A 23,134-nucleotide genomic window follows, 5' to 3' on the forward strand; every position below is an offset into this window, starting at 1 on the left:
GGGAGATCATGAAGATCGTCGTCATCGGGGGAACCGGGCTGATCGGGTCCAAGGTCGTCGCACAGCTCACCGCCCAGGGGCATGAAGCCGTGGCGGCTTCGCCCGCGTCGGGCGTCGACACGCTCACGGGAGACGGGCTCGCCGAGGCGCTCGCCGGAGCCGCCGTCGTTCTGGATGTGTCCAACTCGCCGTCGTTTGAGGAGGACGCCGTGATGAACTTCTTCACCACGTCGACGCGCAACCTGCTCGCGGCGGAAAAGGACGCGGGCGTCGGCCACCACGTCGCCCTGTCCGTCGTCGGCACCTCGCGGCTGACCGACAGCGGGTACTTCCGGGCGAAGATCGCCCAGGAGCAGCTCATCGAAGACGCGGGCATCCCGTACTCGATCGTGCACGCGACGCAGTTCTTCGAGTTCGTGAAATCGATCGCCGATGCCGCCACGGTGGGCGACACGGTCCGTCTCGCCCCGGTGAGGATCGAGCCCATGGCCGCCGAAGACGTGGCGACCGCCGTCGCCCGCGCCACGGTCGGCCGCCCGCTCAACGGCATCGTCGAGGTGGCCGGGCCCGAGCAGTTCCAACTCGACGAGCTCATCCGCCTGGGCCTGCGCGCCCGCAACGACGCGCGCACCGTGATCGCCGACCCCGATGCGACCTACTTCGGAGCCCGGCTCAGCGAGAACGAGCTCGTCCCGGGAAAGTTCGCGACGCACTACGACACCCGGTTCGAGGAGTGGCTGGCGCTCGAGCCGGTCCGTTGACCAGCGCCGGAACGATGAGAGGGGCGGAACACCTGTGAACGACACGCACGCGGCACCGACGGAGAAACGGATCGCGACCTCCGTGCTGGTGATCGGTTCCGGAGGCTCCGGCCTCCGCGCCGCCATCGAGATCGCCGAACGCGGCGGTGATGTGGTGGTGGTCGGAAAGCGGTCGAAGTCCGACGCCCACACGTCGCTCGCCGCCGGTGGCATCAACGCTGCCCTCGGCACGATGGATGCCGGCGATTCATGGCAGCAGCACGCGGCCGACACGATCAAGGAGAGCTATTTCCTGGCGAATCCCCACACCGTGGAGATCGTGGCCAGGGGAGCCGAACGCGGGATCGACGATCTCGTGAACTACGGGATGCCGTTCGCACGCGAGGAGGACGGGCGGATCTCCCAGCGCTTCTTCGGCGCGCACACCTACCGCCGCACGGCGTTCGCGGGCGACTACACCGGGCTGGAGATCCAGCGCACGCTGGTGAACCGCGCCGCGCAGCTCGAGATACCGATCCTCGACACGGTGTACATCACTCGCTTGCTCGTGACGGACAACACGGTGTTCGGCGCCTACGGGTTCGATGTCGAGACCGGCACGCGTCACGTCTTCACCGCCGACGCGGTGATCCTGGCCGCGGGCGGTCACAACCGCATCTGGCGCCGCACCTCGTCGCGCCGGGATGAGAACACGGGTGATTCGTGGCGGCTCGCGGTCGAGGCGGGAGGGCGAATCCGGGACCCGGAACTGGTGCAGTTCCATCCGTCCGGCCTCATCGAACCGGAGAACGCCGCAGGAACGCTGGTCTCCGAGGCCGCCCGCGGTGAGGGCGGGATCCTGCGCAACGCGCTCGGCGAACGCTTCATGGCCAGGTACGACCCGGAACGCATGGAGCTCTCGACCAGGGATCGGGTGGCCCTGGCCGCGTACACCGAGATCAAGGAGGGGCGCGGGACGCCGAACGGCGGCGTCTGGCTCGACGTCTCGCACCTGCCGCGCGAGACGATCATGCAGCGGCTGCCGCGCGTCTACCAGACCCTGCTCGAGCTGCAGATGCTCGACATCACCACGGACCCGATCGAGATCGCCCCGACCGCCCACTACTCGATGGGCGGGGTGTGGGTGCGGCCGGACGACCATCGCACCGATGTCGAGGGGCTCTACGCGATCGGCGAGGCGTCGAGCGGCCTGCACGGCGCGAACCGGCTCGGCGGCAACTCTCTCATCGAGCTGCTCGTCTACGGCCGGATCGTCGGCGCCGCGGCGGCCGCCTACTCGGAGCACCTCCCGGCGCAGAGGCGGTCGCAGACCGCTGTCGAGCAGGCGCGCGCCGAGGTCGACGGGTTGCTGGGCAGCGACGGCGCCGAGAACGTGCGAGCGCTGCAGCGCGCCATCCGCGACACAATGACGGAGCACGCGGGAGTCGTGCGCGACGAGGCCGGACTGCGCGCCGGGCTCGCCGAACTCGCGGAGATCGAGACGCGGATGCGCGACATCGGCGTGCATCCGGACATCGCGGGCTACCAGGACCTCGCCCACGCCTTCGACCTCAAGTCGGCAGCGCTCGCGGCCAGGGCGACGATCGAGGCCGCCCTCGAACGCCGCGAGACGCGCGGGGCGCACAACCGGTCCGACTTCCCGGCGCTCGACGACACACTCCGGGTCAACCTCGTCTGGTCGGGGCCCGGGCGCATCGCCCACGAGCAGATCCCGCCCGTTCCGGAGGAGATCGCCGCCCTCATCCGCGACGTGTCGACCGCCGGAAAGCTCGTCGAATAGGTCGCCGTCGCGACGCGACCGTCACATCCGGGGCATCCATCCGGTCATAGCTGGCAGAGCTGAGCAGCTCGGAAAAGGAGCAGAACATGAATGACCAGAAACCCGCCGTCGTGCTCGTGCACGGGGCATTCGCCGACGCCTCCAGCTGGAACGGCGTCATCGAGAGACTCCAGCAGCAGGGCGTCGAGGTCGTCGCCGCGGCCAACCCGCTGCGGAGCGTCGCGACCGATGCCGCCTACCTTCGCGACGTGATCGCCGGCATCGGACGCCCGGTCGTGCTCGTCGGGCACTCGTACGGCGGCTTCGTGATCACCGAGGCGGGCGCGGCGAACGACGCCGTGGTGGGCCTTGTGTACGTCAACGCCTTCGTGCCCGATCACGGAGAGACCGCCTTCGATCTCTCGACCAGCCTGCCGGGCAGCACCCTCGGAGATGCGCTCACCGCCTATCCGGTCTCGACCGGCGGCGACGAGTTCGTGATCCGGCCCGAGCTGTTCAACCACCAGTTCGCCGCCGACGTGCCGGCCGCCCAGGCCGCCCTGATGGCCGCCACGCAGCGTCCGGTCACGCAGGCAGCCCTGACCGAGCCGCTCCCCGCGGAGGTGCCGGCCTGGCGCACGGCGCCGTCGTGGTTCGTCTTCAGCGACGAGGACCTCAACATCCCCGTCGCCGTGCACCGCGTCGGAGCAGAACGCGCGTCGTCGCGGGGGACCCGTGAGGTCGCCGGAGCGTCGCACGCGATCAGCGTATCCCGGCCGGATGCCGTGGCCGAGTCCATCCTCGAGGCCGTCTCGGCCCTCGCCCCGGTGTCCGCCTGACATCACAGAAGCCCGGTGGGGTCCTCGGCGCACACGTGGCGGGGGCCCCGCCGATCGCACAGAACGGAACGATGACATGAACAGCGAACCGCTCGGTCCGGTGAGGCACCTCACGACCACGACCCTGGATGTCGGGTATCACGAACTCGGGGAACCGGGCGCCGCGCCGGTGGTCCTGCTCCACGGTTTCCCCTACGACGTCGGCAGCTACCGCGAGGTCGCGCCCGCCCTCGCCGCCCGCGGCCATCGGGTGATCGTGCCCTATCTGCGCGGTCACGGTCCGACGCGGTTCCTGGATGACGCAGCGCCGCGGTCGGGCCAGCAGGCCGCCCTCGGGGCCGACGTCATCGAGCTGCTGGATGCGCTGGACATCCCGCGCGCGACCCTGGCCGGGTACGACTGGGGTGGCCGGGCGGCGTGCGTCGCCGCCGCGCTGCGGCCGGAACGCGTGAGCGGGCTGGTGTCGGTGAACGGCTATCTGATCCAGGACATCGCCGCATCCGGCCGGCCGTTGGCGCCGGCGCTGGAGGCCGGCTTCTGGTACTTCTTCTACTTCCTCACCGAACGCGGACGTGCCGGTCTGGCGGCGCATCCCCGGGAGGTCGCCGAGGTCATCTGGCGTCGCAACTCACCCGAGTGGGCGTTCAGCGACGACGAACTCGAGCGGGTGAGTGCGTCGTTCGCCAACCCCGACTACGTCGATGTCGTGATCCACTCGTACCGGCATCGTCTCGGCGCGGCGCCCGGCGCTCCCGGATACGACGCGCTCGAGGGGCTGCTGGCCGCCTCCCCGCCGATCGCCGTTCCGACGATCACGCTCGACGGGATGGCGGACGGTAACTTCCCCGCGACCGACGGCGCCGCGAGTGCCGCGCACTTCACCGGGCCGCGCGTGCACCGTCAGGTGCCCCACGCCGGTCACAACCTGCCGCAGGAGGCGCCGGACGCGTTCGCGCAGGCGGTCATCGATGTGGGGACGCTCGCATGACCGACACGACGAGCACCGACACGACGGAGGCGACCACCGACCGCAGCAAGAGCCCGGCCGTCGACGGCGCGCTCATGAGCGCCCTCGTGACCGAGCACTTCGTGCTGCAATCGGCCGCCGGTGCGACGATCAGCGAGAGCGGAAGCCGCGCGTCCATCTACCTGGCCTCCCTCTCGAGCTGCCTGGTGGCGATCGGGTTCGCCGGGAGCTCGCCGAAGACGCTGCTCGTGCTGGCGTGCACGCTCTTTCCGACGGTGTTCGTGCTCGGCTGGTTCACACTCGTGAGACTCATCGACACGGCGATCGAATCGATCGTCGCGCAGCGCCGCATCGAGAAGATCCGGCGGTACTACGCCGGCCTCACCCGCAGCGCGGCTGAGTACTTTCCGCTGGAGGACGCCACGACGGGAACGCTGGGCGTTCGCTACCGCGCGCGCTCGTTCCTCTTCACGACAGCGACGATGATCGCCGTCGTCAACGCCGTGCTGGGCGGCGCGACGACCGCGTTCATCGTCGCGAGCACCGCGATCGCCACCGATGAGCTGTCCGTGGTGATCGGCGTGCTGTGCGGGCTGCTCTTCCTCGGCCTGGCGATCGCGTACCAGGAGAGCCGCTTCCGTCCGGTGCGCCCGGCCTAGCGGGCCGCTCGTCGGCCTAGCGTCGGCCTAGCGTTGGGCGCGAGAGGTGCCGAATGTCGCTCATTCCGAGCGAATGAGCGACATTCGGCACCTCTGGGCGACTCGACTAGTGCCGGATGCGCACATCCACGTCGATGTAGCGCGGCCGGTAGTTGTCGACGTTCGCGTACACGTCGGCCGTGTCGAAGCTGTTCACGTTGTAAGTGACGAGCAGGGTGTCGCGGTCGCCCAGCTCCGGGTGCGCTTTCGCGTTGTAGGTGAAGACGTTGCCCGACGTCTCGGGCGTCGTGTAGAGCACGGTCTTGTTCAGGAACGGTCCCGTGAGCGAGTCGCCGCGGTACATCACGATCTTGGCGCTCAGTGCTTCGGTCGAGTCGCCGGTCACCAGCGTGTACTTCCCCTGGAACTTCGTCACGCTGAACTCGTTGGCGACCCCGTCCATCACGCGGGCCGACGACGACTCGTCGGTCGACCATCCGCTGCCGGTCCAGTACTGCCGGGTGCCGGTAGTGAGGTGACCGCTGCGCACCCGCGAGACGTGCAGGTACTTGGTCGACTGCAGGTCTTCGACGCCGTAGACGTACGTATACCCGCCGTCTTCGTAGATCGCCGAGCCCCACTGCACGGTTCCGGCTGGTCGCTGCGTGATGCCTTCGAACCGCATGCTCGGCAGCGAGAACGAGGCGACCGCCGTGCGCTGGAAGGCGAAGTCGAACGGTCCGGTTCCGGTCTTGGCGAACTCGAGCAGCGAGACGCGCAGGTGGTTCCCCTCGACGGTGCCGTCGCCGAACCAGTACCAGTCCTGGTTCTCGTCTCCGCCGGGCACGCGCACCAGCGATTCGGGTGCCGTCGCCGTGCCGCCCGTGTACGTGGTCAGCTTTCCGTGGCGCTCGACGACGATCGAGTTGTGGATGAACGGCGAATCGGTCGGCCGGGAGTGATCGGCGTTCACCGTGCCGAGGAAGGTGTCGGAGTAGAGCCAGGCGGTCGCGCCGCCGGGGAGCGGCACGCTGTAGGCGGAGTCGGCGCCCGTCCAGCGCCCGGCCGTGTCGCCGTAGTGCCCGAACGTTCGGGTGAGCGGCTGGTCGACGGTCGCCTTCGTGGTGATCGTCTCGGTGCCGCCGTGGCGGCCATCCGGCTGCGCGGTGGTGGTGTGCGCCGGCGCCGGGTGGGCGGGCGACGCAGTGGCCGCGAGGGGTGCGGCGGCGGCGAGCGCCCCGCCGAGGAGGAGGGCGGTCGCGGCGCGGAGCCGGGCGCGATGGAAGGTCATGTCTCTCCGATCGTCAGATCGGCCGCCCGGATGCTCGGACGGCGCTGTCCAGTGCGATAACGAAACTGATATCGTTACCAATGACGGTCAAGCTACACCGATGCGGCGGCGCTGTACAGCAATCCGAGCGGAACATGCGCGCCGTAGTAGGTTGAGTCCCGACCCGTGCGGCCGGTCAAGACGAGGAGCGAGCATGACCACGACTCCGCTGAGCGGCGCGGCCAGGCAACCGACGATCAAAGAGGTCGCCGCTCTCGCCGGCGTCAGCCCGATGACCGTCTCGCGCACGCTCGCCGGCGGCAAGAACGTGCGTCCCGACGTGCAGGATCGCGTGTTCGAGGCGGTGCACACCCTCGGCTATCACCGCAACGAGAACGCGCGGAGCATCCGGCCCGGTCAAGCCAGTGGACTGGTGGGCGTCGCCATCACGAATCTCGGCAACCCGTACTACGGCAACTTCGCGCTGGGGGTCGAAGAGATCGCCTTCCAGTTCGGCCGCCGGATCGTCCTCGGCAACACCGGCGAGGATGTCGTGCGCGAGCGACAGCTCATCGCCGATTTCATCGGGCGCCAGGTCGAGGGCCTGATCGTCGTGCCCTCCGGCGGTGACGACGCGCATCTGCAGCGTGAATCGCTGCGTGACACGCCTTTGGTGCTCGCGTCGCGCACGGTGCCCGGGGTGACGGCCGATGCGGTCGTGCTCGACGACATCGGCGGCGCGTACCGGGGCACGTCCGCGCTGCTCGACGCCGGCCACACCCGCGTGGCGTACCTCGGTAATGTGACGAGCGTCTTCACGGGACAGCGCCGGTTCGAGGGGTACCAGCGCGCGCTGGCCGACCGTGGCATCCCGCTCGACCCCGAGCTGGTGCGCCGCGGGCAGCAGGATGCGGAGACCGCGAGCGCGGCGATGCGCGCGCTGCTCGACCTCGCCGAACCGCCGACCGCGGTGTTCAGCGCCAACAACCGCAACTCCATCGGCGCGCTGCAGGCGATCGCCGCGCGGCTGCGACAGGACCCGGATGCGATGCGGCCGTCCATCGTCAGCTTCGACGACTTCGAGCTCGCCGAACTGATGCCGGTGCCGGTGACGGTCGTCGACCACGATCCGCGCGAGCTCGGGCGGCAGGCCGCGCACCTGCTCTTCACGCGGCTGCTCGAGACACCGGATGCGCCCGCGCACGAGATCGAGATGCCGACGCAGTTGCGGGTCGCGCGCGCCTGACTCGCCCTGCTCCGCGGATCGGTCTCGCCGAACATGCGCTAACCCGACATCACGTGCAAGGGTGGCGGCCGGGCGACTGGGGCCACGTCCCCGGCTACTCACTTAAGGACGAACGAAACCATGCGTAGTGAGGCGACGTCGCTCTTCACCTTGCTGCTCGCGATCGCTATCTCGGTCGCGCTTCTCGGGATGGCCCTTATTGGTTGGAGCAGCTACTTGCGACGCCAATGGACAAAGGTTCGAGGTCTTCGCTCCGGCAGCGATCTCATATTCTTCCGAGCTGACGGCTCGACGTGGGAGGTAATACGTCCAGAGGTTGCCGTTCAGCCCATACTGCCCACGGTGGGCGTTTTGGAGATCGGTGACGGCGAACTCTTGGTCTGGCGGGCACGATGGGCCCCGACGATTGTCAGGAGAATTGGATCGGGAGACATTGCCTCGTTGTCTGTCCTACAGAAACGATCGGGTGCGGGGAGGATCTCCGTCATGAAAATCGAATTTCGCGGCGATCCTCGACCGCGAGTACTTCGCCTCACCCCTATGCGCGCGCTCTGGTATTTCACTTCCGACCTGAGCTTGACGGCTGTTCGGGCAATTGAGCGTCGACTCCGGTCCCGACTACAGCTCACGCCAGCAGATTCCGACGACTCGCGCTAATCAAATGGCTCGGGCATGATGTGGTCGATACTGGTGCACCCACCACCCGCACCGGCCCACTTCGCGGTCCTTTCGCTGCGCAGTACGTCCCGCCACCGGGCCCCTTCTGCGATGTCATCCCTCCGACGGAGCGGCGGCCGTCTCGTGGCGGATGTGCGCGCGGCGCATCCCTGGTGATCTGGATGAATGCGCATCCCTCCCACGGCACATCGAGCACTCGTCCGGAACCGGTGGCTCCTCGCCGTGGTCGGTGCGGGCTGGCTGCTCGTGGTGATGGTGCTCACCGTGGGCTTCTCGCATGGCACCGGGAGCACGGTCAACCTGCAGCTCGGCCATCGGCTCACCCGGGATGATGTCGCCAATGTGATCATGTTCCTTCCCGCCGGAATCCTGTTGGCCCTCGCCGGCGCGGGCTGGCCGTCGTCACTCATCGTCGGCTTTCTCGGCTCGGTGGCGATCGAGACCACCCAGTACGTCGCCCGGATCGGCCGGGTGAGCGACGTCAACGACATCCTGACGAACACCGTCGGAGCCGTGCTCGGCTACGTGCTGGTGCGACTCCTGAGTGCTGCGCGGCAGGTCGGCAGGAGCGGGCTGCAGCCCGAAAGGGACGGCCGTTCGCCGGCATCGCGCTCAGGTTGAACCGACCGCTTCTCTCGAGGGCCGGATGCGAAGCGTCGTTCAATCGGGGATGTCGAAGGCGGCGAGGCGGTCCGGATCGGTCACCGACACCATGTCGACGATGCGGTCGTCGACCACGATGCACACCATGACGGCGAGTGTCTTTCCGTTCAGGTCTCGCGCGACCACGCCGGGTTCGCCGCCGACGAGGACCGGGCTCGTCGTACCCCGCACGTGCGACCCCTGCAGCGCCTTGCCGGCGACCGCATCCGCACCGCGCCGAATGATCACGCCGCGCGCGGTGTAGGTGCGCCAGGTGACATCCGGGTCGAGAACCCTGAGCAGGCCCGCGAAATCACCGTCCCTCGCGGCCGCAAGGAACGCGTCGACCGCCGCGCGCTGTGGTAGACGTCCTTGTGTCGGGCGCCGGCTGTTCTGGACCTTGCGCCGGGCGCGGCTGGCAAGCATCTTGGTCGCGCCCGGGGACGTGTCGAGGATCTCTGCGATCGCGTCGAACGACAGCGCGAACATGTCGTGGAGAACGAAAGCGAGACGCTCCCGAGGTCGCAGCGTGTCGAGGATCACCAGCAGCGCGAGCCCGACCGATTCGGCGCGCACTGCCTCGTGCTCCGGCCCACCGTCACGGTCGTCTCGCACCTCGAACTCGGGTACGAGGTGATCGTAGAGAGATTCCCGCCTGGCCTCGCGCGAGCGCAGCATGTCGATGCAGATCCGCCCGATCACGGTGGTCAACCAGCCGGGGAGGTTCTCGATCGCAGCGGTGTCCTGTCGCGCGAGTCGCAGCCATGCTTCCTGCACGGCATCCTCGGCGTCCGTCTTCGATCCGAGCATCCGGTATGCCACGGCGAAGAGCCGGCCGCGCTCCGCCTCGAACGCGCGTGTGCCGGCGTGATCGGTCGTTGACTCGGACAGGCTGTTACCTTTCGCTCGCGCGCTCCGTCATCCATTGTGACGTCCCCGGATGGCCCGGGCGACGGTTGAGGAGCTATTCATGAATGTCGCACTCTGGATCACCGCGGGACTGATGGCGGCGGTGTTTCTGATCGCGGGCTTCAACAAAGTCTTCATCCCGAGACAGAGACTCGCGAAAGCGCCGGGAGCCAAGTGGGTCGACCATTTCAGCGCCGGGTTCATCAAGACCCTGGGGGTCCTCGAACTCCTGGGCGCGGTCGGTCTGATCCTCCCAGCGGTGCTCGGAATCGCGCCCATCCTCGTGCCGCTTGCCGCCACAGGCCTGGCGGTGATCATGGTCGGAGCGGCGGTCGTCGAGTTCCGGCTGCACGAGCCCAGGCACGCCCTGCTGAACCTGACGTATCTCGCGCTTCTCATCTTCGTCGCCTGGGGACGGTTCGGGCCGGAATCCTTCGCGTAGGGATGCGTCCCGATGCGTCCGGTGCGTCCGATGAATCACGCGCCACGACGAGCCGGGGCGACCTGCGCCCGAGTCAGAGCGCCGTGACCGCGACGGCGACGAGCACGAAGGCCGCTACGAGGATCGCGACGCGCACGTAGTGCAGCCGGTCCCAGCGCTGGTGCTGCTCCCTCCAGTCGTCGGGGTGGTCGTCGGCGGTCCACGTCTTCGAGCGGTTGTTGATCGGCACCAGCAGAGCGACGGACAGGATGACGCTGACGGCCAGCAGGGCTGCAGCGACGACAGCTACGACGGCGGTCGTCGTGCCCCAGGTCGCAGCGGCGAGGGCCGCTGTGAGGATCAGGGAGCCGAAGTACCAGAACGGCATCACCCGTCCGAGCATCCGACCGCCGTGCGCTCGTGCTGACAGGGAGGCGCCGACCGGCAGCCGCGTCATGATCGGGTTGATCACGAACGCGACCGAGAACTCGACGCCGACCATGAGGCCGACGACGGTCGTGGTGATGATGGCGAGAACGGGGGCCATTGGATCTTCCTTTCGGATCTAGCGGCGCTAGAAAAGCTAGCAGTGCTACCATAGAGCGCGACGACCCGGACCGCAAGAGGAGCACCGATGGCAGATCAGACGGCACGTCAGCAGCGCAATGACGAGCGGCGTCGCGGCATCCTCGCTGCCGCACGGGAGCGCGCCGACGCCGACGGATGGGCGGCTGTGACGACCCGCCATCTCGCCGACGCCATCGGCTACACCCAGCCCGTGCTCTACGGTCACTTTCCCGGAGGCAAGTCCGAGATCATGCTGGCGGTCGCCATGGAGGGCTTCGTCGACCTCACGCGGCAGTGCCGCGCAGCGCTCGGCGGCGAGCGGGGGCGGCACGCGATCGAGGCCGTCGCGGTGGCCTATCTCGATTTCGGCAGCGAGCATCCCGCGGTCTACGAGGCGATGTTCCAGCAGCCGATCGAAACGCGATTCGCCAGCGAAGACACCGACCCGAGCCTCCGCGCGGCGTTCGACGTGCTGGCGGATGCGATCGACGACGACGGCGACGGCGCGGCCACCGAGGTGTTCTGGGGTGCCCTGCACGGGATCAGCCTGCTCGAGCGCGCCGGCCGCATGCGCCCGGAGCATCGCGCCGACCGCATCGCCGAGCTCGGCGCCCGCTTCGCGGCGGACGTGAGCAGCTGACCTCTCCCTTCGGCTGCGTCGACTTGACGCCAGGTCACCGATGTGCGCTATGGTAACGATACCAACAACGACGATGTCGCCGAACGAAGGAGAGACGATGACCGCGCTGTGCATCGACTTCGGCGGCACCCGCATCAAGGTGGGTGCGCTCGACCAGGGACTCATCCTGGCCGCGACCGAGCTGCCGAACACCGGGCGGGAGAGCGACCTCGAAGCCGTGGTCGCCGCGGCCACGACGCTGTCGGAGCAGGCGGCCGGGTACGAAGGAATCGGCATCGCGCTGCCCGGAGTCGTCGACCGCTCTCGCGGGGCGCTCGTCGCCGCGCACGACAAGTACGACTGGGCCACCGGCCGCGATCTCCGCGACTGGGCGGGAGCCGCGTTCGGCGCCCCCGCCGTCGTCGAGAACGACGCGCGGGCTGCGCTGCTCGGCGAGACGACCTACGGATGCGCGGTGGGGGCGACGGACGCCGTGCTCCTGACCCTCGGCACCGGTATCGGCACGGCGGCGATGATGGACGGCATTCTGCTGCGCGGGGCACGCGACCATGCGGGCATCCTCGGCGGCCACATCACGGTCGACCTCGACGGGCCGCCCTGCAACTGCGGCAACGTCGGTTGCGCCGAAGCCGTGGCGAGCACGTGGGCGCTTCGGCGGGATGTCGCGGCCGACGCAGACCTCGCCGAGGCGCTGGCCGACGACGGCGTGCCGTCCGCCGCGGTGGCCCCCGGCCTCAAGGACCTCTTCGAGCACGCCGACGATCCGCGCGTCGCGCCGACGGTCGACCGCTACCTCCGCGCCTGGAGCGCCGCCATCGTCGGGCTCTGCCACGCCTACGACCCCAGCGTCGTCATCGTCTCGGGCGGCGTCATGCGTTCAGCAGGCCTCGTCCTTCCCCGTCTCATCGAACTCGTGCACGGCCACCTGTGGTCGTCGTCGTATCGCCCGCCGCTGGTGACCCCGGCGGCACCGGAGCACTCGGTGCTCCTCGGCCTCTCGGCCGCTGTCTCTCGAAAGGACCTTCCGTGACGTCATCCCCCTCGACCTACGACAAACAGCCGTCGGTGCCGCTGCCGCCCGGCAGTCGCGTGTGGCTGGGCGCCGAGGCGTGGCAGCAGCTCGATGACGCAGCGCGGCGTGCCGCAGGCTCCCGCGCCCCCATCGTGGCCGTGGACTGCTACCCCGGCGTCGACGTGGCCGCCGTCGTCGCAGAACTCAGCGAGGCGCTCCCGGCGTATGCCGTGATCGACATGGAGGGGGCGGCGAAGCCCATCGAGCAGATCGACGCCCTCATCGGCCGCTCGCTCACCGACGACCGGGTGTTCGGCGTGATGAGCCACTTCACCCTCGACGAGTTCTACGTCGAGGCCGAGCTCGACGCCCTCGCAACCGCCGTCGCGGACAGCGGCACGCCGACGATCATCGTCGGCTGGGGCGCCGCACTCGTCCCCGTCGCGACGGACGTGCTCGTGCTCGCCGACCTGGCGCGGTGGGAGATCCAGCAGCGTCAGCGCCGCGGTGCGACGAACTGGCATACCGACAACGCCGGCGAAGACAATCTGCGCAAGTACAAGCGTGGCTTCTTCGTCGAGTGGCGCACCGCCGACCGGCACAAGCGCACGCTGTTCGACCGGGTCGACTTCGTGCTCGACACCAACACCAGCGTGCGGGAGGCGGCGCTCATCACGGGCGACGCATTCCGTGGCGCGCTCGAGCACGCCGCCACCGCGCCGCTGCGCGTCGTGCCGTTCTTCGACCCCGGCGTCTGGGGCGGCCAGTGGATGAAGGAGCGCCTCGACCTCGACCCCTCCGCCGACAACTACGCCTGGTGCTTCGACTGCGTTCCCGAGGAGAACTCCCTGCTGCTCGAGGCAGACGGACGCGTCGTCGAGATCCCCGCCATGGACCTGGTGCTCACGCAGCCTCGGGCCCTGCTCGGCGAGAAGACCTTCGCGAGATTCGGCGCCGAGTTCCCCATCCGGTTCGACTTCCTCGACACGATGGAGGGTGGCAACCTCTCGCTCCAGGTGCACCCGCTCACCGACTACATGCTCGACACGTTCGGCATGCACTACACGCAGGACGAGAGCTACTACCTGCTCGATGCGGCGCCCGGCGCCGAGGTGTATCTGGGGATCAAGTCGGGCACCGATCCGGATGCGATGGTCGCGGCGCTCGAGGCGGCGACCGACGGCGAGCATCCGTTCATCGCGGAGGAGTTCGTCAACACCTTCCCCGCCCGCAAACACGATCACTTCTCGATTCCGGCCGGCACGGTCCACGCCTCCGGTGCGAACGCCATGGTGCTCGAGATCTCTGCGACGCCGTTCATCTTCACCTTCAAGCTCTGGGACTGGGGCCGCGTCGGCATCGACGGCATCCCTCGCCCGATCCACCTGGAGCACGGCCGCAAGAACATCCAGTGGGACCGCGACACCGAGTGGGTCACCGAGAACCTCATCGACCAGGTCGAGGTGATCCGCGAGGGAGACGGCGTGCGCGAAGAGCGCACCGGCCTGCACGGGCTCGAGTTCATCGAGGTGCGCCGCCACTGGTTCGACACCGAGGCCGCTCTCGACACCGATGGCACGGTCAACGTGCTGAACCTCGTGGAGGGCGACGTGGTCGAGGTCGCGAGTCCGACGGGCGCGTTCGAGCCATACCGCGTGCATTACGCCGAGACCTTCATCGTGCCCGCATCCGTCGGGCCCTACCTGATCCGCCGCACCGCCGACTCGACCAGCGAGACCTTCGCCACGGTGGTCGCCTCGGTACGCGGTACGCGCACCACCGATAACTGAACAGCACCACAGCACCACAGCACCACAGCAATACGAGACAATCACCCGTCCTTGCAGGGCTCTCGGAATCCTGCTAGCTTTGCTTGCGGAATTGGTAACGATACCAAACAAGGCGGGGCGTAAGCGCGACCGACCGGTCGCGCACGAACAAGGGAGTTCAGGATGAACAGAAAACGCACCATCGGACTGGTCGCCTCCGTGCTCGCGACCGGCCTCCTCCTCGCAGGCTGCTCCGGCAGCGGCGCGAGCAACGCCACGACCGGAACGCTCAAGTTCTACACGGACAAAGCCGCGTGGAAGCCGCAGTTCCAGTCGCTCAACCCGACGTCGCAGAAAGACGTCAAGATCAGCCTCAACACCACCGGCTACTCCGACGAGAACCAATACCAGGCGTTCGTCAAGCAGTCGTTCCGCACCCAGCAGAGCCCCGGGCTCTTCACCTGGTCGACCGGTGACAATCTCAACCAGCTGGTCGACCAGAAGCTCGTCGCCGACACCTCCTCCATCTGGAAGAAGGCGATCGCCGACGGCAACGTGAGCCAGGATCTCGAGAAGTACTACACGATCGGCGGCAAGCAGTACTGCGTGCCCATGAACATCGCGTACTGGGTCATGTATTACAACAAGAAGATCTTCGACAAGTACGGCATCGAGAAGCCGACGACGTGGCAGGAGCTGATGGACGACGCCGCGAAGCTCAAGCAGAACGGTGTGACGCCGTTCTATCAGACCAGCACGCTCTTCACCTTCCCCTGGTTCGAGACGCTGGTGGCCGGTACCGACCCCGCCCTCTACAACGGGCTCGCCGACGGCTCGGTCAAGTACACCGACCCCAAGATCGTCGCGATCATGAACGAGTGGCTGGCGCAGGAGAAGAAGGGCTGGTTCAGTGACGCGGGCAGCAAGACCGACCCCGCTCAGATGCTGAAGCAGGGCGACATGGCCATGATCAACTTCGGCACGTTCTTCGGCGCCTCGCTCGACGGCGTGGGCATGAAGGCCGGCAGCGACTACGACTACTTCGTCATCCCCGCGGTCGACCCGAGCCTGTCCAAGACGCCCGTCCCGGTCGAGACCGGCCCGATGTGCGTGGCTGAGAGCTCGAAGCAGAAGGACCTGGGACTCGCCTACTCCAAGTGGTGGATGACTCCCAGCGCCCAGAGCGCCTGGGGCAACGCCCGCGGTGACGTGCCCTTCAACCCGAAGGCCGAGACCAAGGACGCCGGCCTCAAGACGCTCGGCGAAGACGTCGCCAAGGGTCCGTACCAGCTCGTGACGCGCTACTTCGAGGCGGCGCCGACGCCGATCCTGAACGTCGCGCTGGAGGAGTTCGGAGCGTTCTCCGCCAACCCGGGCAACCCGCTGCCGCACCTGCAGAAGATCCAGGCCGCTGCTGACAAGTACTGGGCAAGCAAGAAATAGTGAGCGCCAAGAAACCGCAGTACCGCTGGGCCGCCCGGGGCTTCGTCGCCCCGGGCGTGATCCTGGTGGCCGTACTCCTCTACCTCCCGCTGCTCTGGACGGTGTTCCTGAGCTTCACCGATTACAACGGCCTCGGGGATCCCACCTGGACCGGGCTCTCGAACTACCAGGAGATGTTCGAGGACCCCGACTTCCTCAACTCGCTGTTCAACACCCTGTTGTGGGTCGCGGGCACCCTGATCATCCCGGTCGGACTCGGCCTCGCGCTCGCGCTCCTCACCTGGAACCTCCGGGGCGGGGTCTGGCTCCGGCTGCCCTTCCTCATCCCGTACGCCATCTCCGGCATCGGCGTCGGCCTCATCTGGTCGTTCGTGCTCCAGAGCAATGGAGCCCTCGACCAGGCGCTGCACTTCTTCGGGATCGCCGACACGCCTCGCTGGCTGCTGGATGCACCCCTGAACACGATCGTCATGATCGTGGCCGCGGCCTGGCAGGGCGTCGGCGTCAACGCGCTGCTCTTCACCATCGGGCTGCAGTCCATCCCGAAGGAGCCGCTGGAGGCGGCACGTCTCGACGGGGCGCGCGGCTTCCGCCTGTTCGGCAGCATGCTCTGGCCGATGCTGCGGCCGTTGACCACCGTCGTGATCGGTCTCTCGATCGTCGCCAGCCTCAAGACCTTCGACATCGTGCTCGGCATGACCAAGGGTGGACCCGGGCGGGTCTCCGAGACGCTCGCGCTCACCATGTACAACGACACCTTCGTGAACAGCCAGTACGGGCTCGGGTCGGCGATCGCGGTGTTCCTCACCGTCGTGACGCTGCTCGCGAGCATCCTGTACCTGCGTCAGCAGCTGTCGAAGAAGAACGAGATCTAGGAGCACCCGATGTCATCGACCGCATCCCGCGCCTGGCGCACCGCCGTTCTCATCTTCTTCGGCCTCATCTGGCTGCTGCCCGTGTACCTGCTCGTCATCAATGCGAGCAAGTCGCCGCAGGCCTACGACTCCCGTCAGTCCTGGATCCCGAACGGCACCGACCTCATCAGCAACATGGTCGACGCCTGGAATCTCAGCAACCTGGGCGGCAGCCTGGCCAGCACCGTCATCTACTCGATCGTCTCCCCGCTGGTCGCCGTGATCGTCGGCGCCGCCGTCGGCTTCGCGATCGTGGCGCTCGGTCTCAAGCACGGCTTCTGGTGGTTCGTCTTCATCTTCGGCGGAACCGTCTTCCCGCTTCAGATGATCCTGCTGCCGCTGTTCGACGGCTACTCCCGCACCGGGCTCTTCGACACCCAGCTCGGCATGGTCATCGTGTACACCGCGATCTCCATTCCGTTCTCGGCGTTCGTGATGCGCAACTTCTTCACCGGCATCGCGCACAACGTGTTCGAGGCGGCGGTGGTCGACGGTGCATCGAGCTGGCGCATCTTCTTCCGGCTCTACCTGCCCATGGCCACGAGCGCACTGATCGCGGTGTTCATCCTGCAGGCCACCTTCATCTGGAACGACCTGCTGCTCGGCCTCACGCTGAGCCAGTCCGACAACGTGCGGCCCATCGTCACCACGCTGGCCGGTATGCAGAGCACGTACGGCGGCGCTCAGCTGTCGACGGTGCTTGCGGCCGGCATCCTGGTGTCGCTGCCGACGGTCGTGCTGTTCCTGTTCACTCAGAAGTTCTTCTCCCGCGGTCTGGCACTCGGCCAGTACTGACCTCAGCTAGGAGCATCCATGCCCCGCACCATCCCGACGGTCGACGACCTCGCCGCCGACGTGATCACCCACCACTACGACGACCTGATCGCACCTCCCGGGCTCACCAACTTCCTCGGCACGACGGTCGTCGGGCACGACCTCGTGTCGCTGCAGGCGGTGACCTTCCCTCCGGTCTCGCAGGGCCTCGCGCAGACCGGGGCGCTGTTCGTCGACGGTCGCGTGTTCGAGTCGTACGGCATCCCGATCGCGCACGCGTGGCGGCCTGATCGCGTCGTGCGCAGTGCGTCGGTCGGCGACCTCGACATCGAGACGACCACGGTGTGCGTGCCCGGCGAGACGGCGGTCGCGGTCGACGTGCGCGTGACGAACCGGGGCGGGGCCGCTCGATCGGTGACGCTCACCCTGGCGGTCAACGCCCGGGTGACTCGTGCCGACGGGTCGTGGGGCGACGCGGAGTCGCCCAGCGAACGCAACGAGGTCGAGGTGGATGGCGACGGCAACCGGCTGCTCTTCGCGGCGCCCGGGCAGACCGCGTGGAGCGTGCAGGGCATCGACCGGATGGCGCGGATCGCCAAGAGCGCTGTGCCCCCGACCCCGGTGGACGAGTTCGAGGTCGGCATCGGCGGCGCGGGCCGGGGCGGTGAGCTGTCGACGGTGCTCGAGCTGGAGCCGGGTGCGACCGGCCGATTCGGCTACGTACAGGCGACGGCGACAACTCGCGCCGCGGCCGTCGCCGTGTTCGACCGCGTCGCGGCCGACGTTCCCGCGGCCGTCACGGCTGCCGAGACCATGTGGAACGGCCAGCTCGAAGCGATCTTCACCCCCGGCAACACCGAGTACTCCGGCCATCTGCCTGCGCTGGACACGAGCTCGGAGACCCTCCGCCGCCTCTACTGGTGGGGAGCGCTGGGCGTGATCTGGTTCCGCCGCGAGTTCGACGGCAACGTCCTCGGCCGCAGCTACGACACCCTGATGCCGCACTACTGGGCGACGACCACCTTCATCTGGGACTACAGCCTCAGCTCGGTCGTGCACTCGATGCTCGATCCGGATGAGATGCGGCGGCAGCTGCTGCATTGGATCGCCAGCGACATCCACACCCACTTCGGAACCTCCTCGCTCACCGGCGACCCGGTCGGCCGGTGGTACTCGGTCAACGACTACGCCATGACGCGCCTCGTTGACGACTACGTGCGGCACACCGGAGACGCCGGCTTCCTCGAGGAACTCGTCGGAGCGGGCGATCGCGAGGCGGCCCCCGTCGCCGACCACGTGGTCGAGTGGGCGGACGCCTGGAAGGGGCTGCGCGGCGCGAGTGCGCTCGCCGACTACGGCGAGATCGACAACCTGCTCGAATGCGTCAGCTCGTACACGCACGAGGTGGCGAGCCTCAACGCCGCGAACGTGTGGAACCTGCGCACGGCGGCCGACCTCCGCGAGCGCCTGGGCGACCCCGACGGGGCGGAACGGCTGAGGGCCGACGCCGAGTGCCTGCTGCCCGACGTGCTCGCGCTCTACCTCGACGGCACCGGCCATTTCGCCGCCGGCCAGCCCGACGGCACGCGCATCCCGGTGAAGCACTGCTACGACTTCAACATCGTCGGCACCACGATCGCGGCCGATCTCGACCCACGGATCCGGCAGGAGATGGTGCGGTTCTTCGAGCACGATCTGCAGACCGACAACTGGATGCGCGCTCTGTCGCCGTGGGATCCGGATGCGAGCTTCAGCGTGCGGCCCGACCACCAGTGGAACGGCGCGTACCCGGCGTGGCCGGCCGACGCCGCCCGCTCGCTCATCGCGCTCGGTGCCGAGGACGTCGCGCTCCCGTGGCTCGACGGTCTGGTGCGCTCGACGAACCAGGGGCCCGCCGGTCAGGCGCACTTCGTGGAGGAGGCCCTGCCCGGGATCAACGGAGGTGCGCGCAAGGCTCCGCCGCAGCTCCCGTACATCAACGACTGGTCGTGCTCGTCGTCGGGCGCGTGGGTGGCGATGATCCTGGAGTCCGTCTTCGGGGCGCGGGTCGGCATCGACGGCACGGTGACGGCCGACGGATGCGCCGCGCGTCTCGACCCCGACGCGACTCTGACGGGGTATCGGGCGGCCGGACGCAGCTACACGATCCACGCCGACGGGCGCGTGGAGGAGGAGTGACCCGCGAGGCGGCGACCGACCCCGGCATCCTGATCGACGCGCCGCTCGAGGGCGGTGCCGTCGAGATCCGCGGCGCCATCCGCGTCGAGCGGACCGCACGCGGCCTGCTCCCGCGGAGGCTCGGCGCCGCCCAGTGGGAGCAGATCCCCGACGACTTCATGCTGGCCGCGGTGTCGCAGAGCGGGGGCATCCGTCTCGCGTTCCGCACGACGGCGACGGTGATCGAACTCGACGTGCTCGCCACCAAGATGATCGAGAGCGAGACGGCGCCGATGCCGGATGCGCTCTACGAGCTGGTGATCGACGGCGAACTGGTGCAGGCGCAACCCTCGTCGGCGGGCAACCGTTTCGTCTTCACGTTCGAGCGGCCCGACGCCTCCCTGGTCGCGGGCGAGGCGGACACGCTGCGCTTCACCGGGCTCGGCGCCGAAGCCAAAGACGTCGAGCTGTGGCTGCCGTACAGCGACGAGGTCGAACTGCTCGCGCTCAGAGCGGATGCCCCGGTCGAACCGCCGGCGCCGGTGACCACGCTGCGCTGGCTGCACCACGGCTCGTCGATCAGTCACGGCTATGCCGCGACGCGCACCAGTCGCACCTGGCCGGTGACCGCGGCCCGGGCATCCGGTGTCGAGCTCACCAGCGTCGCCTTCTCGGGCAATGCGATGCTCGACCAGCTCACGGCGCGAACGATGCGGGATGCTCCAGCCGACGTCATCAGCGTCAAGGTCGGCATCAACATCGTGAACGGCGACCAGATGCGGTTGCGCGTGTTCCGCACGGCCGTGCACGGCTTCCTCGACACCATCCGGGACGGCCATCCGGATGCCCCGCTGCTCGTGATCTCGCCCATCTTCTGCGGCCCGGTCGAGGAGTCGGCCGGCCCGACGATCCAGGACCCGACGCGGAGCGATCTCTGGACGATCTCGGCCGGCACCGCCGCGGAGGTGCGCGAGGGCAAGTTGAGCCTCACCGTGATCCGCGCGGAACTGCTTCGGATCGTCGGCGAGCGCTCCCGCACCGATCCGAACCTGCGCTACCTCGACGGTCTGCGGCTCTACGGTGCGGACGACAACGCCCGGATGCCGATGCCCGACAATCTGCACCCGGCCGACGACGTGCAGCAGCTCATGGGTGAGCGCTTCGCGCGGCTCGCCTTCGGGCCGGACGGCCTGTTGCGCCGCTGAGGGTGCTGCACGCGCTGGCGGCGCTGCCGGCGCTGCCCACGCGAACAGCCGAGAGGTGCCGAATGTCGCTCATTTCGGCTGAATGAGCGACATATCGCACCTCTCGCGGCGAGGCTAGGGCGTGGGCGGGGTGACAGCGATGACGATGGAGGTCTCGGAGTCGGAGGCGTTCACGTAGCGGTGGCCCTGGCGGGAGTCGAACGTGATCGACTGGCCGGCGCCCAGCGTGTACTCCGTGTCGCCGATCTCGACGAGCAGCTCGCCCGAGATGACGAAGGCGCATTCCGTCGACGGGTGCGCGTGCAGCTTCGGTGAGCTGGCGAGGCCGGGCGGGATGGTTGCCGTCAGCATCTCGAGGTCGCCACGGCCGGGGGTGAGCCGCTCGTAGAAGAATTCTCCGCCGGTGGTGCCGAGCGTCGGCCGCTGGTCGGGCGACGAGACGTGCACGAGCGGGGCATCGGGATCCGTGAACAGCGACGAGATCGCGGCCTCGAAGACACCGGCGAGTTTGCGGAGCGATACCAGGCTCGGATCGGCGGTTCCGTTCTCGATCTGGCTGAGCATTCCGACCGAGAGACCCGAGAGTTCCGCGAGCTGCTTGAGGGTCATTCCGCGTTCGAGCCGCAGTGCCTTGAGTCTGTCTCCCAACACGTCGTTGGTCCCCTTCGTTGTGTAACAAGTTCAATGCAGATTAACAAATTTCAATGTACTTGAACTAGGCTGCCGGAAATCGCCCTCCTGCACCATCAGCTGAGCCGTCCAGGAACTCTATCGCCCCGGGCGTTCTCCGAAATCACAAGGAAGTATGGACCGAGAATGATGAACAAATCTCAACGAGTGCTCGCGGTCGTTGCGGGTCTCGCCGCGATCCCGATGGCGCTCACTGCATGCGCGGGTACCTCCTCGTCCGCCGGCGGCGGATCGAAGACCCTGACGGTCGACACCTCGTTCGTGCTGAAGACGCTGGACCCCGGAATGGTCTACGAGCAGACCGGTGCGACCGCGGTGCACAGCATCTACGACACGCTCGTCACCTTCGCCGGCTCCGACGTCTCGAAGATCAAGCCCGACCTCGCCTCGTCGTTCGACTCCTCGTCCGACGCGAAGACGTTCACGTTCCACCTGCGCGACGACGTGACCTTCTCCGACGGCAGCAAGCTGACCGCAGACGACGTCGTCTTCAGCCTCAAGCGCCTCCAGAACCTCAAGGGCAGCGCGTCGCAGACCGTCGCCGGACTCGCATTCAGCTCGACCGACGCGAAGACGGTCGTGGTGACGTCGGACATCCCCAACCCGGATGTCCCGACGATCCTGGCGATGCCGAGCACGGGCATCCTCAACTCGGCGGAGGCGAAGAAGCACGGCGCGACCGACGCGGCCGATGCCGCGACGAGCGACACGATCGGGACCTACCTCGACACCCACTCGATCGGCTCCGGCCCCTACACGATCGGCAGCTACGACCCCAGCTCGAAGGTCGTGCTGAAGGCCAACACCAAGTACTGGGGCACGGCTCCCGCCTACAACCGGGTCGTCCTGCAGAACGTGGACGTGCAGAACCAGAAGCTCACGATCACCAAGTCGGCAGGCGACGAGATGGCGCTCGACCTGTCGGGTGCGCTCTCGGAGGGTCTGCCGTCGACCGTGCAGGTGTCCGGCGTTCCCGACACCTCGTACTTCCTGAGCCTCAACCAGGACCCGTCGGTCTCGAAGATCACCTCGAACCCGGCGTTCGTCAAGGCACTGCGCGCGTCGATCGACAACGTGGGCATCGCCAAGCTGTTCGGCAAGGACGCGACGCCGGCAGCCGGTCTCGTGCCGCCCGCGTTCGCCGGCGCCCTGCCCGAATCGGATGCCCCCACGCGCGACCTCGCTCAGGCGAAGTCGCTCCTCGCCGGCGCCGGTCTCAGCAACCCCAAGGCCAAGCTCATCTACCCGGCCATCACGTACCGCGGCGTGGACCTCGGCACCGTGGTCACCAAGGTCCAGTCCGACGCGAAGGAGGCGGGCATCGACATCGAGCTGACCCCGCAGCCGATCAACGTCTTCCTCGACTCGCAGTCCGCCGGTAAGAACGAGATCGGGTTCTCGCCGAACAGCCTGAACTACCCGGTCGCCGCATCGCTGGTCAACAACATGGCCCCGGGAGCGAGCACCTCGCTGCGCACCGGCTGGACCGTCGAACGCGCCGACGCGTCGGCCGTCGCAGCGGGCAAGGCCGTGCTGGCGGCCACCACCGCGGATGCCCGCAGCGCGGCGATGCAGGAATGGCAGAAGGTCATGAACGCCACCTCGCCGTACATCCCGCTCGCCAACAACTCCGGCATCGTCGTGGCGGCGGGCAACCTGAAGGGCGCTGTCTACTCGCCCGCCGGCTGGACCGTCGACCTCGCTGCGGTCAGCAGCAAGTAGCCGGTCCCCCTGAACGCGGTGCCGGCGAGCCTCCTGTGCGGCGCGCCGGCACCGTACCCCCTTCCTCCGTTCCACACACGCTCTGCGCAGCCCCGACCTGCGCGCGATTCC

21 protein-coding genes are annotated in these 23,134 nt (G+C 68.1%); 17 read left to right on the forward strand and 4 right to left on the reverse strand.

The window, feature by feature from the left end; genetic code table 11:
- Positions 1 to 8 precede the first annotated feature (8 nt).
- From AC1DB1_RS05465 to AC1DB1_RS05485, 5 genes are all read left to right on the forward strand, one after another.
- A complete protein-coding gene (locus AC1DB1_RS05465) occupies positions 9 to 761 on the forward strand; it encodes an SDR family oxidoreductase (protein WP_477200037.1) in 753 nt (250 codons plus the stop codon).
- Positions 649 to 2,541: an L-aspartate oxidase gene (locus AC1DB1_RS05470; RefSeq protein WP_477200038.1), complete on the forward strand. Its 1,893-nt coding sequence runs from the start codon at positions 649 to 651 to the stop codon at positions 2,539 to 2,541. Before AC1DB1_RS05465 ends, AC1DB1_RS05470 begins: the two co-directional genes overlap by 113 nt.
- An 86-nt stretch (positions 2,542 to 2,627) precedes the next feature.
- Entirely contained in the window at positions 2,628 to 3,359 is a 732-nt protein-coding gene (locus tag AC1DB1_RS05475; protein WP_477200039.1) for an alpha/beta fold hydrolase, read from the forward strand.
- Between the two features lie 76 nt (positions 3,360 to 3,435).
- Positions 3,436 to 4,347: an alpha/beta fold hydrolase gene (locus tag AC1DB1_RS05480; RefSeq protein WP_477200040.1), complete on the forward strand. Its 912-nt coding sequence runs from the start codon at positions 3,436 to 3,438 to the stop codon at positions 4,345 to 4,347.
- The gene (locus AC1DB1_RS05485) at positions 4,344 to 4,985 is read left to right on the forward strand and encodes a hypothetical protein (protein WP_477200041.1); all 642 of its coding nucleotides are present in this window, start codon (positions 4,344 to 4,346) and stop codon (positions 4,983 to 4,985) included. Before AC1DB1_RS05480 ends, AC1DB1_RS05485 begins: the two co-directional genes overlap by 4 nt.
- Positions 4,986 to 5,091: 106 nt before the next feature.
- Here the strand turns inward: AC1DB1_RS05485 and AC1DB1_RS05490 are convergent, their stop codons facing one another.
- A complete protein-coding gene (locus AC1DB1_RS05490) occupies positions 5,092 to 6,255 on the reverse strand; it encodes a DUF4185 domain-containing protein (RefSeq protein WP_477200042.1) in 1,164 nt (387 codons plus the stop codon).
- Between the two features lie 193 nt (positions 6,256 to 6,448).
- On the opposite strand from AC1DB1_RS05490, the gene AC1DB1_RS05495 reads away from it, so the two are divergent.
- Both AC1DB1_RS05495 and AC1DB1_RS05500 read left to right on the forward strand, forming a co-directional pair.
- The gene (locus tag AC1DB1_RS05495) at positions 6,449 to 7,480 is read left to right on the forward strand and encodes a LacI family DNA-binding transcriptional regulator (protein WP_477200043.1); all 1,032 of its coding nucleotides are present in this window, start codon (positions 6,449 to 6,451) and stop codon (positions 7,478 to 7,480) included.
- Positions 7,481 to 8,323: 843 nt separating this feature from the next.
- Complete coding sequence (locus AC1DB1_RS05500; RefSeq protein ID WP_477200044.1) at positions 8,324 to 8,779, forward strand: VanZ family protein; 456 nt, start codon at positions 8,324 to 8,326, stop codon at positions 8,777 to 8,779.
- A 39-nt stretch (positions 8,780 to 8,818) separates the two neighbouring features.
- On the opposite strand, the gene AC1DB1_RS05505 is transcribed toward AC1DB1_RS05500, so the two are convergent.
- Complete coding sequence (locus AC1DB1_RS05505; protein WP_477200086.1) at positions 8,819 to 9,691, reverse strand: sigma-70 family RNA polymerase sigma factor; 873 nt, start codon at positions 9,689 to 9,691, stop codon at positions 8,819 to 8,821.
- 79 nt (positions 9,692 to 9,770) lie between these two features.
- Here AC1DB1_RS05505 and AC1DB1_RS05510 point away from each other — a divergent pair, with 79 nt between their 5' ends.
- Positions 9,771 to 10,151 carry a DoxX family protein gene (locus AC1DB1_RS05510; RefSeq protein WP_271177487.1) on the forward strand — a complete coding sequence of 127 codons (381 nt, stop codon included), beginning with the start codon at positions 9,771 to 9,773 and terminating at the stop codon, positions 10,149 to 10,151.
- A 73-nt stretch (positions 10,152 to 10,224) separates the two neighbouring features.
- Here AC1DB1_RS05510 and AC1DB1_RS05515 read toward each other — a convergent pair whose 3' ends face one another.
- Positions 10,225 to 10,677 (reverse strand): anthrone oxygenase family protein, encoded by a 453-nt coding sequence (locus tag AC1DB1_RS05515; RefSeq protein WP_477200045.1) that lies wholly within the window; start codon positions 10,675 to 10,677, stop codon positions 10,225 to 10,227.
- A gap of 87 nt (positions 10,678 to 10,764) precedes the next feature.
- Between AC1DB1_RS05515 and AC1DB1_RS05520 the strand changes: the two genes are divergently transcribed.
- The 8 genes from AC1DB1_RS05520 (at position 10,765) to AC1DB1_RS05555 (ending at position 20,611) form a co-directional block, all read left to right on the forward strand.
- Positions 10,765 to 11,337, forward strand: a complete 573-nt coding sequence (locus AC1DB1_RS05520) for a TetR/AcrR family transcriptional regulator (protein WP_477200046.1) — start codon at positions 10,765 to 10,767, stop codon at positions 11,335 to 11,337.
- Between the two features lie 97 nt (positions 11,338 to 11,434).
- Positions 11,435 to 12,367, forward strand: a complete 933-nt coding sequence (locus AC1DB1_RS05525) for an ROK family protein (protein ID WP_477200047.1) — start codon at positions 11,435 to 11,437, stop codon at positions 12,365 to 12,367.
- Entirely contained in the window at positions 12,364 to 14,139 is a 1,776-nt protein-coding gene (locus AC1DB1_RS05530; RefSeq protein WP_477200048.1) for a class I mannose-6-phosphate isomerase, read from the forward strand. Before AC1DB1_RS05525 ends, AC1DB1_RS05530 begins: the two co-directional genes overlap by 4 nt.
- Before the next feature lie 162 nt (positions 14,140 to 14,301).
- Positions 14,302 to 15,561 carry an ABC transporter substrate-binding protein gene (locus AC1DB1_RS05535; RefSeq protein ID WP_477200049.1) on the forward strand — a complete coding sequence of 420 codons (1,260 nt, stop codon included), beginning with the start codon at positions 14,302 to 14,304 and terminating at the stop codon, positions 15,559 to 15,561.
- The gene (locus AC1DB1_RS05540; protein ID WP_271177481.1) at positions 15,561 to 16,436 is read left to right on the forward strand and encodes a carbohydrate ABC transporter permease; all 876 of its coding nucleotides are present in this window, start codon (positions 15,561 to 15,563) and stop codon (positions 16,434 to 16,436) included. Before AC1DB1_RS05535 ends, AC1DB1_RS05540 begins: the two co-directional genes overlap by 1 nt.
- Before the next feature lie 9 nt (positions 16,437 to 16,445).
- Entirely contained in the window at positions 16,446 to 17,270 is an 825-nt protein-coding gene (locus AC1DB1_RS05545; protein WP_271177480.1) for a carbohydrate ABC transporter permease, read from the forward strand.
- Between the two features lie 18 nt (positions 17,271 to 17,288).
- Complete coding sequence (locus AC1DB1_RS05550; protein WP_477200050.1) at positions 17,289 to 19,427, forward strand: glucosidase family protein; 2,139 nt, start codon at positions 17,289 to 17,291, stop codon at positions 19,425 to 19,427.
- On the forward strand, positions 19,424 to 20,611 hold the full coding sequence (locus AC1DB1_RS05555; RefSeq protein ID WP_477200051.1) for an SGNH/GDSL hydrolase family protein: 1,188 nt from the start codon (positions 19,424 to 19,426) through the stop codon (positions 20,609 to 20,611). The genes AC1DB1_RS05550 and AC1DB1_RS05555 overlap by 4 nt, the downstream gene beginning before the upstream one ends.
- Positions 20,612 to 20,725: 114 nt before the next feature.
- On the opposite strand, the gene AC1DB1_RS05560 is transcribed toward AC1DB1_RS05555, so the two are convergent.
- A complete protein-coding gene (locus tag AC1DB1_RS05560; RefSeq protein ID WP_271177477.1) occupies positions 20,726 to 21,262 on the reverse strand; it encodes a cupin domain-containing protein in 537 nt (178 codons plus the stop codon).
- Between the two features lie 165 nt (positions 21,263 to 21,427).
- Here AC1DB1_RS05560 and AC1DB1_RS05565 point away from each other — a divergent pair, with 165 nt between their 5' ends.
- Positions 21,428 to 23,023 (forward strand): ABC transporter substrate-binding protein, encoded by a 1,596-nt coding sequence (locus AC1DB1_RS05565; protein WP_477200052.1) that lies wholly within the window; start codon positions 21,428 to 21,430, stop codon positions 23,021 to 23,023.
- Positions 23,024 to 23,134 lie beyond the last annotated feature (111 nt).

Source organism: Leifsonia sp. 10N434, assembly GCF_056394405.1.

Excerpts from the sequence above, each read along its gene's own strand:
- AC1DB1_RS05545 (WP_271177480.1), top strand. The coding sequence starts at position 16,446 with ATGTCATCGACCGCATCCCGCGCCTGGCGCACCGCCGTTCTCATCTTC.
- AC1DB1_RS05520 (WP_477200046.1), top strand. The coding sequence starts at position 10,765 with ATGGCAGATCAGACGGCACGTCAGCAGCGCAATGACGAGCGGCGTCGC.
- AC1DB1_RS05535 (WP_477200049.1), top strand. The coding sequence starts at position 14,302 with ATGAACAGAAAACGCACCATCGGACTGGTCGCCTCCGTGCTCGCGACC.
- AC1DB1_RS05485 (WP_477200041.1), top strand. The coding sequence starts at position 4,344 with ATGACCGACACGACGAGCACCGACACGACGGAGGCGACCACCGACCGC.
- AC1DB1_RS05495 (WP_477200043.1), top strand. The coding sequence starts at position 6,449 with ATGACCACGACTCCGCTGAGCGGCGCGGCCAGGCAACCGACGATCAAA.
- AC1DB1_RS05510 (WP_271177487.1), top strand. The coding sequence starts at position 9,771 with ATGAATGTCGCACTCTGGATCACCGCGGGACTGATGGCGGCGGTGTTT.
- AC1DB1_RS05565 (WP_477200052.1), top strand. The coding sequence starts at position 21,428 with ATGATGAACAAATCTCAACGAGTGCTCGCGGTCGTTGCGGGTCTCGCC.
- AC1DB1_RS05475 (WP_477200039.1), top strand. The coding sequence starts at position 2,628 with ATGAATGACCAGAAACCCGCCGTCGTGCTCGTGCACGGGGCATTCGCC.
- AC1DB1_RS05465 (WP_477200037.1), top strand. The coding sequence starts at position 9 with ATGAAGATCGTCGTCATCGGGGGAACCGGGCTGATCGGGTCCAAGGTC.
- AC1DB1_RS05515 (WP_477200045.1), bottom strand. The coding sequence starts at position 10,677 with ATGGCCCCCGTTCTCGCCATCATCACCACGACCGTCGTCGGCCTCATG.
- AC1DB1_RS05490 (WP_477200042.1), bottom strand. The coding sequence starts at position 6,255 with ATGACCTTCCATCGCGCCCGGCTCCGCGCCGCGACCGCCCTCCTCCTC.
- AC1DB1_RS05470 (WP_477200038.1), top strand. The coding sequence starts at position 649 with ATGCGACCTACTTCGGAGCCCGGCTCAGCGAGAACGAGCTCGTCCCGG.
- AC1DB1_RS05550 (WP_477200050.1), top strand. The coding sequence starts at position 17,289 with ATGCCCCGCACCATCCCGACGGTCGACGACCTCGCCGCCGACGTGATC.
- AC1DB1_RS05525 (WP_477200047.1), top strand. The coding sequence starts at position 11,435 with ATGACCGCGCTGTGCATCGACTTCGGCGGCACCCGCATCAAGGTGGGT.
- AC1DB1_RS05480 (WP_477200040.1), top strand. The coding sequence starts at position 3,436 with ATGAACAGCGAACCGCTCGGTCCGGTGAGGCACCTCACGACCACGACC.
- AC1DB1_RS05500 (WP_477200044.1), top strand. The coding sequence starts at position 8,324 with ATGCGCATCCCTCCCACGGCACATCGAGCACTCGTCCGGAACCGGTGG.